The organism is Exiguobacterium sp. s28, assembly GCF_018618135.1.
Classification (GTDB): Bacteria; Bacillota; Bacilli; order Exiguobacteriales; family Exiguobacteriaceae; genus Exiguobacterium; species Exiguobacterium mexicanum_A.
The window spans coordinates 17,030-33,406 of record NZ_JACSLL010000014.1; the positions used below are offsets into that span (position 1 = coordinate 17,030).

Sequence of the window (16,377 nt, forward strand, 5' to 3'; positions counted from 1 at the left end):
TGGTAAGAGCACGGTCTTCCCAAGAAGCTCCCACTTCAAGTTGCGAAGCAACTAAGTGGTGAGTAGTTCACAGGAATGGCAGTATCTCGGCGTTCTCGGAGAAAGTGATGGGACGGAAGGCTACATGTGGGAGTGTCCTGTTTTCTTTGAACTCGACGGTGAGCATATCCTCTTATTTTCACCGCAAGGGATGAAACCAGAAGGGGACCGGTATCAGAACTTGTTCCAAACAGGTTGCGTGACCGGTTCGTTCGAATATGAAACGAACACGTTTGAGCGAGGTGATTTCCAAGAGCTCGACCACGATCATGATTTCTATGCCGTCCAGACGTTGCTCGATGACAAAGGGCGCCGCATCGCCATCGGCTGGATGGACATGTGGGAATCGGAGATGCCGACGAAAGAACATGGCTGGGCCGGGGCGTTGACGTTACCACGTGTCCTTTCACGGTCTGAGAACGGGCGCATCAAGATGGAGCCGGTCGAGGATCTGAAAGTCTTGTGTTCTAAATGGCTGGACGTCCAGTTGACGACGATTGAAGAGACTGAAATCGTCATGGATGTGGCGGGGGAGTTGCTTGAGCTAGAGGTTGAGTTCTCATTAAGTGATGTCACAGCAGATACGTTCGGTATCAAGTTACGTCGGAGTGAAGATGGCTCAGAAGAGACCGTCATCCGCTTCTCGCCTCAAACCCGCCAATTGACACTCGATCGAACGAAGTCAGGGACGGGCGTCGATGGAATCAGAACGGCTGAGGTCGACGTGGAAGGGGATGTGCTCCAGTTACGGATTTTCCTCGACCGGTTTTCGGTGGAAGTGTTCGCCGACGCTGGGACGACGGTGATGACAAGCCGGATCTATCCCGATCCGACGAGTCTTGGGTTATCGTTCTATGCCGAAGGTGGAAGTGTCAACGTCAAAACGTGCAACGTGTGGCAATTGAAAGATGTATGGACTGAACAATGAACTAAAGAACCGTGCCGATCTCATAAAGAGTAGGTACGGTTTTGTTATAAATATATACAATTGACCTTTCACAACAAAACGCTCTGTAAGTTGTGGTTAAATGGGTCGTATCATGAGTGTAGAACGCAAATTACTTATGAATTGAGCGGAGACAGATGAACATGAAACGATTGATAAGGTTACTAGGTTGGCTGATTGTCATTTTAGCGTTGTTTGAATTAACGACGGATTGGCCTGACCCACCAAACCCACCGATTGAACACACGTTTGAAGAACCGATTGTGTTTCCGTTTGAAATCACTCGGCGTTACACAGAAGTCGACATTCAAGTGCCGCATTACCTTCATAGTTTCGTGTTTCATTATGTAAACGAAGAGACGTCACAAGAGCTACATTATATTGTCGATAAAGTCGTCGATGAACCTGAAGACGTGGACGATCTTTCGTCATACGGGGACCAATACGAGCTCGCAGACGGGACGGCTGCTTTCTTTGATGAATCTGAATCGACGTCACAAGGGTTATGGTGGATTAACAAAAACGGTTTCACTGCAAGAATCATCTACTACCTCGATGGCAACTCCGTGGAACTCGACGACGAGACCCGCTTGCCGGTCCAACAACTGATCAACTTGGCCAATCAAACGTTATGAAATTAGCCCGCATCTTACCACTTGAGAGAAGAGGGCTTTTTTCTATTTTTCCTTAAATATCTTGAAGTTCAGATTGACAGCGCCACTCGATTCATCCTATACTCATAACTGATAATGATTATCAATGTCGGCGTAAAACGTTGTCATACAGAAAAAGGGGACTAGGACATGAACAGCTACAAGAAAATGCTACATATGTTCATCATCATGTCTGCTTTCGTGCTCGTGCTCGCAGGATGCGGCTCGAACAATGAAGATGCAGCCACGACAGATGAATCTGCTGAAACGGCAGAAGGCTATCCAATCACAATCAAACACGCGTTAGGCGAGACGGTCATCGACAAGAAGCCAGAACGCGTCGCAACGGTCGGTTGGTCGAACCAAGACGTGGCGCTCGCGCTTGACGTCGTACCAGTCGGTTTCTCGGCTGCGAACTACGGTGTCCAAGACGGCAGCGGCATGTTGCCGTGGACGGCTGACAAGTTGAAAGACCTCGGTGAAGAAAACCCGAACATCTACCAAGATACGGACGGTCTCGACTTCGAAGCGATCGCCGACTCACAGCCGGACGTCATTCTTGCTGCCTACTCAGGCATCACGCAAGAAGATTACGACACGTTGACAGAAATCGCACCGGTCGTCGCATACCAAGAGACGCCTTGGGTGTCATCATGGCAGGACACGGTTCGTTACGACTCAATGGCCATGGGCATGGAAGAAGAAGGCAAACAGTTGATTGAAGACACAGAGAAACTCATCGCCGACAAGGCAGCTGAAGTACCGGAGATGAAAGGGAAGAAAGCGGCATTCGTCGCGCTCAGCCCAGGCGATCTCTCGAAGTTCTACATCTATACGACTGGTGACCCACGCGGTGCCTTCATCGAAGAACTCGGCATGGAGTACCCTGAGAACATCACGAGCCAAATCAAAGATGAAAACAGCTTCTACCTCGAGCTCAGCTCAGAGAACGCTGACATCTTGAACGACGTCGACATCTTTGTCGCCTACGGGAACGAAGAGACGTTGAAAGCACTTCAAGCTGACCCGCTCTACAGCAAAGTGCCGGCCATCAAACGCGGTTCGGTCGTCATGATCGAAGATAACACGCCGCTCGCTGCTGCTGGGACACCATCACCACTCTCAATCGAATATACGATTGATGACTATGTGAAACTCGTGTCAGAAGCACTCGCGAAAGTCGAGTAATCAAATGAATATGCCGAAGAAGTTACACACGCCGAAACGGTTCGGGCTCCTCCTCGTAGGGTCGCTCGTCCTGCTCGTCGTCTGTATGCTCGCTTCGCTTGCTTTCGGCTCACGGACAGTCGGATGGGATGAACTGCTTGACGGTTTATTCCGTCCGGCTGTTCAGTCGTATGAAGCGGACATCGTCCGGCAGCGGGTCGTTCGGACGGTGTTCAGTTTCATGTGCGGGGCGGCACTCGGTGTCTCGGGCGCATTGATGCAGTCGGTGACGCGTAACCCGATCGCCGACCCGAGCATTCTCGGGGTCAACACGGGAGCGGCGCTGTTCGTCGTCGTCGGGATCGCCTTCTTCAATATCTCGACCGCGAGCGACTATATTTGGTTCGCGCTCGCCGGCGCGCTCTTGACGGCGGCGTTCGTGTTCGGGATCGGGTCGCTCGGGCGGGGCGGTTCGACGCCGCTCAAGCTCGTCTTGGCAGGCGCGGCGACGAGTGCGGCCTTGTCGTCACTCGTCATGGCCATCATGATTCCGCGCTCAAACGTCATGGACCAGTTCCGGTTCTGGCAAGTCGGTAGCGTCGGGGCCGGGACGATGGATTCGATTATGACGTTCCTGCCGTTCTTTATCGGCGGTATCGTCATCGCCATCTTGGCGGCACCGTCCCTCAACATCTTGGCGCTCGGGGAAGAGCTCGCCACGGGTCTCGGTGTCCGCATCGGCACGTTGAAAGGGATCGCCTCATTCGCAGGAGTCATCTTGTGCGGGGCGGCGACGGCACTGGCTGGACCAATCGGCTTTATCGGTCTCTTGGCGCCGCACCTCGTCCGCTTGGTCATCGGAGCGGATGAACGGTACATCATCCCGATGTCGGCACTGACGGGCGCGATTTTATTGACGTTCGCTGACGTGGCGGGGCGCTTGCTCGGCAGTCCCGGTGAACTCGAAGTCGGGATCGTCACGGCGTTCGTCGGGGCACCAATCTTGATCGCCTTGACGATGAAAGTGAAGGTGCGTGGCGTATGACGAACCAATCGATTCAACCCATCATCCATAACAGTCGCAAGCGTCGGCAACGGACCGTCTTCGTGACGCTCGTCTTGTTCGCGCTGGCCCTTACGTTGAGCGCGACGATGCTCATGCTCGGCAACACGATTTATCCGGTCGCAGACGTCATCCGTGTCTTGTTCGGGGAACAAGTACCGGGCGCCTCGTTCGCCGTCGGCACAATTCGTCTGCCGCGCATGCTCGCCGGCGTCTTCGCCGGACTTGCGTTCGGGATCGCCGGGACGGTGTTCCAGACGATGCTCCGTAACCCGCTCGCCAACCCGAACGTCATCGGCATCACGACCGGGTCGAGTGCGGCGGCCGTGTTCGGCATCGTCGTCTTACAGGCGAGCGATACGTTCGTCTCTATCATCTCGATTATCGGCGGGCTGTTGACCGTCCTCGCCATCTACTTCTTGTCGAAAGGCGCCGCCTTCTCAATCGGCCGGCTCGTCTTAGTCGGCATCGGGATTCAAGCGATGCTGACGGCGGTCATCAATTATCTGCTGCTCATCAGCCGCCAAAACGATGTCGGGACGGCGATGCGCTGGTTGAGCGGCAGCTTGAACGGGGTGAAGATGGAGACGCTCCCGCCGCTCATGATCGCGGTCGCGCTCTGTCTGCCGGTCATCCTCCGGCTCAGTCGACAGCTCCAGATTTTAGAGCTCGGGGAGATGACGGCGACGTCGCTCGGTGTCAAGACGAACCAGACGCGCGTGCTGCTCATTGTCGCCTCGGTGCTCATGCTCGCACTCGCGACGGCGACGACCGGACCGATTGCCTTCGTCGCGTTCCTGGCGGGACCAATCGCGAAGCGGCTCGTCGGGGACGGTCGTTCGACGATCATCCCGGCGGCACTCGTCGGGGTCATCTTGGTGCTCGCGGCCGATCTCATCGGTCAGTTTGCCTTCACGGCCCGCTACCCGGTCGGTGTCATCACCGGCATGGTCGGGGCGCCGTATTTGATTTATCTCTTGATCCGGATGAACCGGAGAGGGGAGCTATAACGAGAAATGAGCCATATCCGGCGTCGGATGTGGCTCATTTTTTGGTTTAGTAGGCGGTCCAACCGCCGTCGATGGCGACGACTTGACCGTTGATGAAACTCGATTCGTCCGAGCCGAGGAAGAGGGCGAGCTGAGCGATCTCTTCCGGTTGTCCGATGCGTGGGTTGATGGCCATCCCAAGTTGCTGGCGACCGAACCCGGCCTGGCTCATGTTCGTCATCGTCGAGCCGATGTTCGTCGCGACCGCGCCCGGTGCGATCCCGTTACAACGGATGTTTTGGTCGGCATACATGAACGCCGTGTTCTTCGTCAATCCGACGACGGCGTGTTTCGACGCCGTATAGGCCGCGCCGGCCCGAGCGCCGTACAAACCGCCGGCCGAGATGTTGTTGACGATGACGCCGTGCCCTTGCTTCGTGAACAAGTCGACGGCGATGCGCATCGATTTCATGACCGACACCGTGTTGACGGCGAAGATTTTCTCCCAACGTTCGTTCGAGATCTCACCGACGGGCTCCATCCCGTCCATGATGCCGGCGTTGTTGACGAGAATGTCGACTTGACCGAACGTCTTCACCGTCTCATCGAACAACTGCTGCAACGCTTCTTCAGACGTGACGTCCGTCTGAATGGCGAACGCTTCGCCCGAAATCCCTTCGACGACGGCCTGTGCCCCGTCGAGATTCATATCCGAGACGACGACGCGAGCTCCTTCTTTCGCGTAAAGCTCCGCGATCGCTTTCCCCATTCCTGATGCTGCACCTGTGACAATCGCCACTTTCCCCGATAACCGCATGACTGATTCCTCCTTTTATTGTACATGTGTTCAATAACTATTATAATGAACGATAGAAAGCGCTTACAATCATCAAAAAAGAGACGTTCTGTTGAGTAATCAACACTTTAGGCCATAACTGTTGAGAGGAATGTGCGAATCATGAAGTCCGACTTGCGTGTCATCAAAACAAAACGAGCGCTCCATGAGGCGCTCGTCGAATTATTGAGGAATCATTCGCTCGAACAAGTGACGATTTCAGCACTTTGTCGTGTGGCAAATGTCAATCGGGGCACGTTTTATTTGCATTATGCCCGGGTCGAGGACGTATTCGAGGAGTACTTCCAAGAAATCACCGCCGACCTCGCCAAGTCGTATGAGGAGCCGTATCGTCATGTGAAGTTGCTCAATCCGCGTGAGCTTGAACCGTCGACAATCCGCATCTTTCATCACGTCCAGACGTACGTCGACTTCTATCGCATCGTCTTCTCGAAAAATGTGCCGCTCGCGTACTATTACATGTTGTTCGACGAGGTGCGCAAGTTGCTCCTCCGCGACACGGCGGCGCACAAGCAAGACGAGATTGACCATGAGTTGTTCTGTTCGTATCAAGCGAACGCCATCGTCGGGATGATCATCCATTGGGCCGAACACGATTTTGCGGCCACCCCGGATGAGATGAACGAGCAGTTGGCGCGGATTTTGCGACTTAAGTGAAAGCGTCATCAAAAAGTCGTTGACTTCCCTGCCGATTGAAGTGTATGCTAAAAATCCTGCCCAAAAAAGAGAGGCCGGGAACTGGTATCAGTTCATTTCGAGTCAGAGAGGACAATGATCCCATGAACCAACAACAATTAGTCGAGCGTGCCCGCCAAGTGAAAGAGAACGCCTACTCGCCGTATTCAAACTTCCGCGTCGGAGCAGCGCTTCTCATGAAGGACGGTACGGTCATCGACGGCGTCAACGTCGAGAACGTCTCATTCGGTGCGACGAACTGTGCCGAGCGTACGGCCATCTTCACAGCGGTCGCGCAAGGCTATAAAAAAGGTGACTTCGAAGCCGTCGCGGTGTCAGGTGACACGGTCGACTTCTTGCCGCCATGCAGCATCTGCCGCCAAGTGCTCGTCGAGTTCGGCGACCCGGACTTTAAAGTATTGCTCACGAACGGCAACGCCGACGTGAAAGAAGTGACGCTGGAAGAGCTCGTCCCGCTCGCGTTCACAGAATTAGAGATGTAATAGTAATGCCCCGCATCCATCGATGCGGGGCATTCTTTATTGATTCGGTTCCCACGGATTGAAAAAGTTGTACGGGGGATGTACCCCTTCTAACGTCCGGAACTCATAATTGCGTTCTTTCGCATAGCGGATAATCGTATCGAGCGCTTGCGGTGTCATCGAGTGATCGTGTGCCAAGATGATCGAGGCGATATTCATCTCGAAATTCGCCTCGAGCCGATTGAACACACGTTGCTCAATCGGGGCGTTGTCTTTCTTATAAATATGATCGAGACTGCCGACGTTCCAGTCCCAAATCTCGAAACCGGCCGCATCCATCGCTTGCCAATGCGCAGGCGTCATCCCTGCGTCGCTACCGTAAATCGTGCGGGCCATGTTCGTATGGATGCCTGTCACTTCATATATGAGACGTTGCACGTTCTTCATTTGACGCACGGCCGTCATCGGCGACGCATAAAACTCCTCGCGCACGTGTGTCATCCCATGCAAGGCGATAAGATGGCCTTCAGCGACGATGCGTCGGATGAGGTGCTCATTCCCCTCGATGTTCTTCCCAAGGATGAAGAAGGTCGCCTTCACCCGATGCTTCTTCAAGACGTCGAGCAACGCTCCCGTCTTCCGATTCGGCCCGTCATCGAGCGTCAAATAGATGAGACTGCGGTCGTTATAGGCTTTCGGTTTCGGGATTGCCGCCTGAGACAGGGAGCTGATTAACAAAAAGATGGACATGAGCAAAATGACGCGTTTCTTCATTCTAACAAAACTCCCTCGAGGCAAATAACGGGTGACATGGCATCGGTATGAAGCATAGAATACCACAAAATGGATTCAAAGATGAAGCTAAAAACGGCCCTGACGTGAAAGGTCAGGGCCGTTATTTCGTTAGCGTGAAATCGTCTCGCCGTCTTCAGGAACGATGAGTCGATCGGCGAAGTTGTGTGATGCCGCATAAGCACGTAAGTCAGGACGCGATAACTTCCAATGATTGACCGCTTCCATATGGACCGCGATAATTGTCGCGGCTGGAGCCGCCTCATGCACATAGTGGACGTCCTCTTCGTTCATGACGAGCGACCCGCCTTCGACGAATTGGTTGTCCCCGGCGTTGACGACGATGACTGCTGGTTGATGCGTTTGAATCGTCTTGGCGACTTCGTCATACCAGACCGTGTCACCGGCGACATAGAGCGTCTGTTCCGTAGGGTGGGTGAAGACGACACCGCACACGAGACCGGCCATTTCTAAAATCGGACCGCGACCGTGCTCCCCGGCTGTCTTCGTGAGTCTGATTCCTTCGAATGCTGTCGTGTCGCTCAACACGGTCACGTTCGTGAAGCCGTCGCCTTCGATGACAGTCAAATCGTCCTCGTTTTGCACGAACAGCGGGATCGCTTTCGGCAGAACTTGTTTGGCGACCTCGTCGTAGTGGTCAAGGTGCAGGTGGGTCAAGATGACGGCGTCGATGCCTGTCAGGATGTCGTCGATCGCGATTGGCAGGTCGGCCAATGGATTAGCGTCTTGCCGTTCCGAGTTCGGGAACGGGGGATAGGCGCCTTTTTCCCCGAGGAACGGGTCGATGAGGAACGTTTTTCCGGCGTATTCAACGCGGAGTGTGGCATTACGGATCAGTTGCACGTGCATAGAAAAATCTCTCCTTTTAGCTATAATGTATGTACAGTCTAACAAGCAGCCGTCGTTTCATACATAACACGAATCAAGTGTTTGGACGGATTGGCTTGAATCGTGAAAGGAGTCACCTATGCTCGATCCAACAGACCGCCTCATCATCGAGGCGCTACAGGCGAACAGCCGGATAACGATGAAAGAACTCGGGGCACACGTGCACTTGACCGGGCAGGCGACGGCGACGCGCGTCAAGAAGCTCGAAGACCTCGGCATCATCGAAGGATATACGATTCGCGTGAACGAGGACAAGCTCGGGTTACCGGTTCACACGATGATCACCATCTTTACGTCGAGCACGTTCCACGACCCGTATCTCATGTTCCTCGAGGAGCACCGGCCGTACGTCCGCAATAACTACAAGGTGAGCGGGGACGGCTGTTACGTCTTGGAATGCCGCTTCCCGTCGAACCAAGAGCTGAACGCCTTTTTGGACGGGCTCAGCAAGTACGTCAATTATAAGTTGTCGATCGTCATTAACTGACGAAGGACCTGTGAATCGCTGTGATTCACAGGTCCTTTTTAATGTCTTCGTCCGGCGCGGATGATGAAGCGGTATTCTTCACTCTTGAAATACGTTTCTGTGAACTCAAACCGACTGCCATCCATAAGAAACGAATAGAGTTCGACTTTGAGTACGGGCGTTCGTTCACTCACTCCGAGCATCTCGGCAATCTCTTTTGTCGGGAGCACCGGGATGAACTCTTGAACGCTGTCCGCAATCTTGAACTGTTTGACTTCTTCGATATAGGCGTACTTCGATTGCGACATCACTTCGTACGTCAAGTCGGGGAACAGCTTTAGCGGCAAGTATGTGTCCTCGACGATGAGCGGTTCGCCGTCTGCGAATCGTTGGCGCCTCACGTAGAAGACGAGCTCGCCATCTTCGAGTTCGAGTGCCTCTCGCACTTTCTCACTCGGTGGTTGCAACGTGAAGGTGAGTACTTTGTTCGTCACTTCTTTCCCTTCTCGTTTCATGTCTTCCGTGAAGCTTTTTAATTCGTACATGTTGTGTTCAATCTTTTCGGACTGGACGTATGTGCCGCTGCCCTGTCGTTTCCATAAGAGACCTTCCTCTTGGAGCAATTTGACCGCCTGCCGGACAGTCACTCGACTGACGCTGAACTCTTCGACGAGTTGAGCCTCGGTCGGGATCGCCTCACCGGGCGCCCAAGTGCCGGACTCGATAAACGTGCGCATTTTGTGGGCGACTTGTTGGTAGAGCGGTGATTTTGCTTTCATGACTGACCCTCCGATTTCGACCTGAATTCATACTTCTAGTATACACAAAGTAAAACGTTTTCAAAAATATTGTTGACGTTTAAAATAATATGTATTAAATTTGTATTGTAATCAATAAGATATGTATTCGAAAGGGGAACGCACACATGAAACAAGGACAACGCCTCGTCGTCGTCGGTGGCGGCAGCACGTACACAATCGGTATGATTATGAGCTTGATTGAAGAGAAAGCTCACTTCCCACTACGTTCAATCACGTTTTACGATACGGATGGTGAGCGCCAGGAGCGTGTCGCCAAAGCGACTGAAATCATCTTGCGTGAGCATTACCCAGAGCTCGAGCTGTTCGAGTATACGACGGACAAAGAATACGCCTTCCGCGACAAGGACTTCTTCTTCGTTCAAATTCGAACGGGCGGCCTGGAGATGCGCGAGAAAGATGAACAGATTCCGCTCCGTCACGGCGTGGTTGGACAAGAGACGTGTGGACCGGGTGGGATGTCGTACGGGATGCGATCGATTGGGGACATGATTGATCTCGTCGCAGACATCCGCCAAGGCTCACCGGACGGTTGGATCTTAAATTATACGAACCCGGCCGCAATCGTCGCCGAGGCGTTGAAGCGTGCCTACCCGAATGACAAAAAGATTTTGAATATCTGTGACATGCCGGCCGCAATCATGGTGAGCTACGCGAAGATTCTTGGCAAAAAAATTTGGGATCTCGTGCCGGAATACTTCGGCCTCAACCACTTCGGTTGGTTCACAGGCATCTATGACAAAGAAGGCAACGAATTGACGGAAGACATCAAGCGCGCCATCTTAGAGGACGGGTTTATCCCAGAAGACTCAGAGATCGCAAACGACCCATCTTGGATCAAGACGTTCAAGCAAGTCGAGAAGATGCTCACCGACTTCCCGGAATACTTGCCGAACACGTACCTTCAGTATTATTTGTATCCGTCCGACATGGCGGAGAAGGAAGACGTAGAGAACACGCGGGCCCGTCAAGTCATCAACGGCCGCCAACAACGTGTCTTCTCGATGTGCGATCAAATCATCGCTGACGACTCGCTCGAGAACGTGCATCTTGAAGTCGACATCCACGGTTGCTACATGATTCGCGTCGCAGCGTCACTCGCCTACAACAATGGCGACATCTTCATCGTCATGGTGAAGAACGACGGCATCATCGCTAACTTGCCGGATGATGCGATGGTCGAAGTGCCGGCGATGCTCACGAACCGTGGACCGAAGCCGTTCGCTGTCGGACACATTCCTCGCTTCTACAAAGGGATGATTGAAGGACAGCTCGCCTACGAACAGCTCGTTGTCGACGCCTATTTCGAGAACAGCTATGAAAAGGCACTCCAGGCACTCACGCTCAACCGGACCGTCGTCGATGCGCCGGTCGCCCGTCAAATCCTTGACGATTTGATTAACGAGAACGAAAACTATTGGCCGGCCCTCAAACAACGGGAGACGGTCGCACGCTAAAGACGAAGGGGAGTTATTCCCCTTTGTTCGTTTTGTGAATTGATAACGCTTACACATGAGGAGTGAATCAAATGAGTCAATGGTTCGGGGTATTTCAAAAATTCGGGAAGGCGCTCATGGTACCAGTCGCGCTCTTGCCGGCGGCCGGTATTTTACTCGGTCTCGGCGCGGCGCTAACAGGTCCGCTTGCAGAAAGTTGGACGCTTTTACAGAACGGGACGGTCGAAGCGATCAGTGCCGGGATGCTTCAAATCGGGTTGAGTATCTTCGCCAACTTGCCAATCATCTTTGCGATTGGCGTCGCGGTTGGTCTGTCCGGCGGGTCGGGAATTGCGGCACTTGCCGCACTCGTCGGCTACGTCATCATGAACACGACGATTTCGATTGCCCTTGGGATCACACCGGAAATGGCGGCTGAGAGCGGGGAGTACGGCATGTTGCTCGGTATCCCGTCACTTGAGACGGGTGTGCTCGGTGGGATCGCGGTCGGCTTGCTTGCGGTCTGGGTGTATAAAAAATTCCACACGTTCAACCCGCCAGAGATGCTCGGCTTTTTCGCCGGAGATCGTTCGGTCGGTATCGTCATGGTATTCTTCTCCATCTTGCTCGGTTTCTTTATGATGCTCATTTGGCCGCCGATTCAGACCGGCCTCACAGCGATGGCGAATGTCATCGCGAGTGATGCGACGAATCCGGCTTACGTCGGGTTATACGGAATGCTCGAACGGTTATTGATTCCGACCGGATTACATCACATCTGGTACGCACCGTTCTTATGGACGTCACTTGGCGGCACGGCGACGGTTGGCGGTTCGATTGTGAGCGGGGACCAATATATTTTCCTCGCTCAAATCGCAGAAGGTGTCGACGTGACGGCCGGACGCTTTATGGCCGGCAAGTTCCCGATCGTCATGTTCGGTCTTCTTGGAGCGGCGTTCGCCATGTACCGTCAGGCCGACCCGGACAAGCGTCCCGTCGTGCGTGGCCTCTTGCTCGCAGCGGCAGGGACGGCGTTCTTGACCGGGATCACCGAACCGATTGAGTTCACGTTCTTATTCATTGCACCACTCCTTTACGTCGTGCATAGTGTGTTGACAGGGGTGTCGTTTGCGCTCATGTACGCTCTTGACGCCCATATCGGCTGGGCCGGTGGCTCGGGATTGATTGACTATGTCTTGGTGAATGTGTTGCCAGGGACGCCGCGCTGGTGGATGAACCTCGTCGTTGGGGCCGGATTCTTCTTCGTCTATTACGGCATCTTCACGTTCGCGATTAAAAAATGGAACTTGGCGACGCCGGGCCGAGGGGGACAAGAGACGAAACTGTTTACCCGCAAAGACTACAATGAAAAGAAATCAGGAAAGACATCAATCCAAACGACGGCACTTGCCATTCAAGAGGCGCTCGGTGGCCGTGACAACATCATCGACATCGATGCCTGTTTCACACGTCTTCGTGTCGAATTGAAAGATGTGTCCCAAATCGATGAGGACGAGTTGAAGGCACTCGGGGCAGCCGGGGTCGTGAAAGTGAAAAACAACATCCAGGCCATCTTTGGAGGACGCTCGGATTTGTACAAGAATGAGTTGCTCAAACTGCATAAAGAGATGGACCAAGCGAATTGAAAAAAGAGCTCAACCGATTTACGGTTGGGCTCTTTGTCCGAGATGAGAAGGTTAGTTCATAACCGACGAGGCACGATAAAATTGAGCGCCTTTGATAAGTGTCGATGTGACGAGACCGATGGCGAGCGGCAACGTGATGACGCCGATTCCTTGCTCGGTGACAATCATGTTGCCTTCCTCATAATAGCCTTTCAAGTAGAACAGCCCAGAACCAATCGTCTCGTTCAGCTCGAGCGTCGAGACGTTAAGGTACACCATGATAGCGAACAATGAGATGACACTGATTGAGATGAATAAGGACGAGAAAGAGAGTGGCTTGGTCATGAAAACGCTCCTTTACATGTAGCAATATGGACTCATATTACCATATAAAGACAATTCTTACATGAGGACAAAGCATCGATTTGATTAACGATACCGGTTCCATAACCGCTCCGCTTGCTCCCGCATCATCTCCCGCAGTTCAATCGGCTCCACGACCTCGACTTCCGCTCCAGCCGCGAGCAATTGCCGCGACAAGAACGAGAGCTCGGCTTCCGGCACGTCCCACTCATTCTTATCCCCGATATCGGGTAATACGTCTTCAAGCAAACGACGGCCGAGCGAGGTGATGTTGAGCCGAACGGTCACGCCGGTTCGTTCGTCACTCGCCTCGAGAAGCGTCACTAAGTCGTCCGCTTCGAACGTCTCATCGAGCAGGCGTATCGCTTCGATCCGGTCGATCCGATATTGGCGCAGCCCATACGGCGAGAGGCCGTACACATACCATTTCATATCGAGGAGCGCCATTCCGACCGGTGCGATCTTGAACGTGCGTAATCCTTTCGTCGTCGCGTATGTCATGTCGATGTTTCGCCGTTGCTCGACCGCTTGAAACACGTCTTTCGTGAACGGGGCCGATGGGACGGTCTTGTTCCCGAGCCAGAGGATGTTGTTTTCGAGCCGAGCGATTTTCGTCTCGAGGTCGTGCGGCAATTCGTTCACGTACCAGTCGGACAGCGTGTCCCGCATGTCTCCGAACGGCACGTCTGAAATTTGTTCCATCCATTTGAGGGTGAGGTAGAGCGCGACCGCTTCCTGTTCCCGGAGTTGGAGCGGTGGCAACAACCGGTTCGGCAACATCTCATAACCGCCACCCGTTCCGGGGACGCTCCAAATCGGATAGCCGAGCTCCTCGAGCGTCAGCATATCGCGCTGAATCGTCCGGATCGAGGCACCTGTCTCATTGGATAGCTCGTCCGCCGTGAACCGTCGCCCGCGATTCAACAATCGAATCAAGTGAAGATGTCGTTTTTTCATCTTATCCATTCCCGTCATGTTTTGTCGTGTTTATCGAGTAAGCTGAATGTATCACGAATCAAGGAGGAATTCATCATGGCAAACGTCGTCTTATATATCGCGACAAGTTTGGATGGAAAGATTGCGCGCACGAACGACCAACTCGATTGGTTGTTCGCGGTCGAGGGGGAAGGGGACAACGGCTACGCGGACTTCTTCCAAACGGTCGGCGCCGTCATCATGGGACGGAAGACGTATGAGGAAGTGCTCGTGCTCGAGCCGGACGGTTACCCGTACGACAAGATTCCGAACTATATTTTGACGCGTAACCCGGACCGGGAAGCTGAGCACGTCACATTCACGGATGAGCCGATCGAGCAGCTCGTCGAACGATTGAAGCAAGACGTCGACGGGGACATCTGGCTCGTTGGGGGAGGAGAGGTCATCAAGGCGGCGATGGAGCACGACTTGATCGACAGCTATGAGATTGCCATCGCCCCGGTCGTATTAGGAGAAGGGATTCCACTCTTCCCAGAAGGCACGAAAGAGACGAAGTTGAAACTGACGAGCCAACGCGCGTCCGGACAGTTCGTCATGGTGACGTATGAGCGGTAAACGAAAGACCAAGTTCGCAATGAACTTGGTCTTTTCTCATACATGCTTCCGTTGGAACGCGGCAATCGCTTCATACTCTTCCGCGAGATGACGAGAGAGTCGGATATAAATCGGCAGCAACTCCCGGTAAATCGTGGTCGCTTCATGATTTGGGGCATGCTCATGCGTCACTTGCGGCACGGCCGTGAAATCATCCACGTCGCCGAACGCATACTCCCCGAGCATGACCGCGCCGAGACACGAGCTCTCGTGGCTCTCCGGCACGACGACCGGCGTATCGAAAATGTCGGCCATCATCTGGCGCCACAGGCTCGACTGGGCGAAGCCGCCCGTCGCATGAATCCGGTTCGGTGCGCCCGTCAACTCGTCGAGCGCCAGCATGACCGTATACAAGTTGAAGATGACACCTTCTAACACGGAGCGGATGAAGTGCTCGCGCTTATGGTGGATACTCAAGCCGAAGAACGAACCGCGTGCGTTCGAGTCCCAGAGCGGGGCCCGTTCACCCATCAAGTACGGGTGGAACAACAGGCCGTCTGAGCCCGGTTTGACCGTCTCGGCGATGCGCGTCAACACATCATAGGCATCCATCCCGAGCCGTTTTGCCGTCTCGACCTCACTCGCCGCGAACTCGTCGCGGAGCCAGCGCAGGATGATGCCGCCGTTATTGACCGGTCCGCCGATGACCCAATGCTTGTCGGTCAAGGCATAACAGAAGATGCGTCCTTTCGGGTCCTCGACCGGTTCTCGGACGACCGTGCGAATGGCTCCACTCGTCCCGATTGTGACGGCGACGACACCTTGTTCGAACGCCCCAACACCGAGGTTCGACAACACCCCGTCGCTCGCCCCGATGACGAGTGGGAAGTCCCAACCGAGCGTCTCAACAACATCCGATTTAAGCGTTAAAATCTCCGTCGTCGGTACGAGTTCGGACAATTGCTCCGGTGTGACTCCGGAGACGTCGAGCGCCTCCGCATCCCAGTCGCAGTTTTTCAAATTGAACAGCCCTGTCGCCGAGGCGATCGAGTGGTCGATGACGAAACGCCCGGTCAAGCGATAGAAGACGTACTCTTTGATCGAGACGAACTTGGCCGCCTGCTGGAACACGTTTGGATGCTCGGCTTTCAGCCAACGCAGTTTCGACAGCGGCGCCATCGGATGGACCGGTGTGCCGGTGCGCATATGGAGCGCGCTCGCGTCGAAGTCGCGTTTGATCTCTTGCGTATACGGGTTGGCCCGGCTGTCGGCCCACGTGATGCTGTGGGTGAGCGGGCGACCTGACGCATCGAGCGCGATCAGGCTGTGCATCGCCGAGCTAAATGATGTGAAGCGGACCGGACCGTCGGCTCTGGCGCGGACGGCGGAAATCGCCTCGAGCACGGCCCCGTAGATGACGACCGGGTCTTGCTCGGCCGTCTCCGTGTCCGGGGTGAGGAGCGGGTACAACACGTTATGTACCGCGAGTTGTTGCTGGTTATGGAACAGGACGGCTTTTGTGCTCGTCGTCCCGATATCGACGCCAATCGTGTACATACACATCACTT

General features: G+C 54.1%; 18 protein-coding genes. 11 read left to right on the forward strand and 7 right to left on the reverse strand.

The window, feature by feature from the left end; genetic code table 11:
- The first annotated feature begins 58 nt into the window (after nt 1-58).
- The 5 genes from KNP78_RS15830 to KNP78_RS13025 all read left to right on the forward strand — a co-directional run bounded on the left by KNP78_RS15830 (nt 59) and on the right by KNP78_RS13025 (nt 4,878).
- Nucleotides 59-967, forward strand: coding sequence for a glycoside hydrolase family 32 protein (locus KNP78_RS15830; protein ID WP_214824701.1), 909 nt, complete (start codon nt 59-61; stop codon nt 965-967).
- Nucleotides 968-1,128: 161 nt separating this feature from the next.
- Nucleotides 1,129-1,620: a hypothetical protein gene (locus KNP78_RS13010; protein ID WP_214824704.1), complete on the forward strand. Its 492-nt coding sequence runs from the start codon at nt 1,129-1,131 to the stop codon at nt 1,618-1,620.
- A 168-nt stretch (nt 1,621-1,788) separates the two neighbouring features.
- The gene (locus tag KNP78_RS13015; protein ID WP_214824707.1) at nt 1,789-2,826 is read left to right on the forward strand and encodes an iron-siderophore ABC transporter substrate-binding protein; all 1,038 of its coding nucleotides are present in this window, start codon (nt 1,789-1,791) and stop codon (nt 2,824-2,826) included.
- Nucleotides 2,827-2,836: 10 nt separating this feature from the next.
- Nucleotides 2,837-3,850: a FecCD family ABC transporter permease gene (locus KNP78_RS13020; protein ID WP_371816335.1), complete on the forward strand. Its 1,014-nt coding sequence runs from the start codon at nt 2,837-2,839 to the stop codon at nt 3,848-3,850.
- On the forward strand, nt 3,847-4,878 hold the full coding sequence (locus tag KNP78_RS13025) for a FecCD family ABC transporter permease (protein ID WP_029594756.1): 1,032 nt from the start codon (nt 3,847-3,849) through the stop codon (nt 4,876-4,878). Before KNP78_RS13020 ends, KNP78_RS13025 begins: the two co-directional genes overlap by 4 nt.
- Nucleotides 4,879-4,924: 46 nt before the next feature.
- On the opposite strand, the gene KNP78_RS13030 is transcribed toward KNP78_RS13025, so the two are convergent.
- Entirely contained in the window at nt 4,925-5,674 is a 750-nt protein-coding gene (locus tag KNP78_RS13030) for an SDR family oxidoreductase (RefSeq protein ID WP_058764679.1), read from the reverse strand.
- A gap of 138 nt (nt 5,675-5,812) precedes the next feature.
- On the opposite strand from KNP78_RS13030, the gene KNP78_RS13035 reads away from it, so the two are divergent.
- Nucleotides 5,813-6,370 (forward strand): TetR/AcrR family transcriptional regulator, encoded by a 558-nt coding sequence (locus KNP78_RS13035; protein WP_214824872.1) that lies wholly within the window; start codon nt 5,813-5,815, stop codon nt 6,368-6,370.
- Between the two features lie 122 nt (nt 6,371-6,492).
- Entirely contained in the window at nt 6,493-6,891 is a 399-nt protein-coding gene (locus KNP78_RS13040) for a cytidine deaminase (RefSeq protein WP_021066236.1), read from the forward strand.
- A gap of 36 nt (nt 6,892-6,927) precedes the next feature.
- Here KNP78_RS13040 and KNP78_RS13045 read toward each other — a convergent pair whose 3' ends face one another.
- Entirely contained in the window at nt 6,928-7,644 is a 717-nt protein-coding gene (locus KNP78_RS13045) for a polysaccharide deacetylase family protein (protein ID WP_214824710.1), read from the reverse strand.
- 129 nt (nt 7,645-7,773) lie between these two features.
- Complete coding sequence (locus tag KNP78_RS13050) at nt 7,774-8,532, reverse strand: MBL fold metallo-hydrolase (protein WP_214824713.1); 759 nt, start codon at nt 8,530-8,532, stop codon at nt 7,774-7,776.
- A 118-nt stretch (nt 8,533-8,650) separates the two neighbouring features.
- Here KNP78_RS13050 and KNP78_RS13055 point away from each other — a divergent pair, with 118 nt between their 5' ends.
- On the forward strand, nt 8,651-9,058 hold the full coding sequence (locus KNP78_RS13055; protein ID WP_214753810.1) for an Lrp/AsnC family transcriptional regulator: 408 nt from the start codon (nt 8,651-8,653) through the stop codon (nt 9,056-9,058).
- Nucleotides 9,059-9,096: 38 nt separating this feature from the next.
- Here KNP78_RS13055 and KNP78_RS13060 read toward each other — a convergent pair whose 3' ends face one another.
- Nucleotides 9,097-9,816 (reverse strand): GntR family transcriptional regulator, encoded by a 720-nt coding sequence (locus KNP78_RS13060; RefSeq protein ID WP_029594765.1) that lies wholly within the window; start codon nt 9,814-9,816, stop codon nt 9,097-9,099.
- 146 nt (nt 9,817-9,962) lie between these two features.
- Between KNP78_RS13060 and KNP78_RS13065 the strand changes: the two genes are divergently transcribed.
- Both KNP78_RS13065 and KNP78_RS13070 read left to right on the forward strand, forming a co-directional pair.
- Complete coding sequence (locus KNP78_RS13065; RefSeq protein ID WP_214824716.1) at nt 9,963-11,312, forward strand: 6-phospho-alpha-glucosidase; 1,350 nt, start codon at nt 9,963-9,965, stop codon at nt 11,310-11,312.
- A 71-nt stretch (nt 11,313-11,383) separates the two neighbouring features.
- Nucleotides 11,384-12,937 (forward strand): PTS transporter subunit EIIC, encoded by a 1,554-nt coding sequence (locus KNP78_RS13070; protein ID WP_214824720.1) that lies wholly within the window; start codon nt 11,384-11,386, stop codon nt 12,935-12,937.
- A 51-nt stretch (nt 12,938-12,988) separates the two neighbouring features.
- On the opposite strand, the gene KNP78_RS13075 is transcribed toward KNP78_RS13070, so the two are convergent.
- Nucleotides 12,989-13,261 carry a hypothetical protein gene (locus KNP78_RS13075; protein ID WP_214824724.1) on the reverse strand — a complete coding sequence of 91 codons (273 nt, stop codon included), beginning with the start codon at nt 13,259-13,261 and terminating at the stop codon, nt 12,989-12,991.
- 84 nt (nt 13,262-13,345) lie between these two features.
- On the reverse strand, nt 13,346-14,236 hold the full coding sequence (locus KNP78_RS13080) for a helix-turn-helix transcriptional regulator (RefSeq protein ID WP_251128557.1): 891 nt from the start codon (nt 14,234-14,236) through the stop codon (nt 13,346-13,348).
- A 75-nt stretch (nt 14,237-14,311) separates the two neighbouring features.
- Between KNP78_RS13080 and KNP78_RS13085 the strand changes: the two genes are divergently transcribed.
- Complete coding sequence (locus tag KNP78_RS13085) at nt 14,312-14,830, forward strand: dihydrofolate reductase family protein (RefSeq protein WP_214824736.1); 519 nt, start codon at nt 14,312-14,314, stop codon at nt 14,828-14,830.
- Nucleotides 14,831-14,866: 36 nt separating this feature from the next.
- Here KNP78_RS13085 and gntK read toward each other — a convergent pair whose 3' ends face one another.
- Entirely contained in the window at nt 14,867-16,366 is a 1,500-nt protein-coding gene (gene gntK / locus KNP78_RS13090) for a gluconokinase (protein ID WP_214824738.1), read from the reverse strand.
- Between the last annotated feature and the right edge of the window lie 11 nt (nt 16,367-16,377).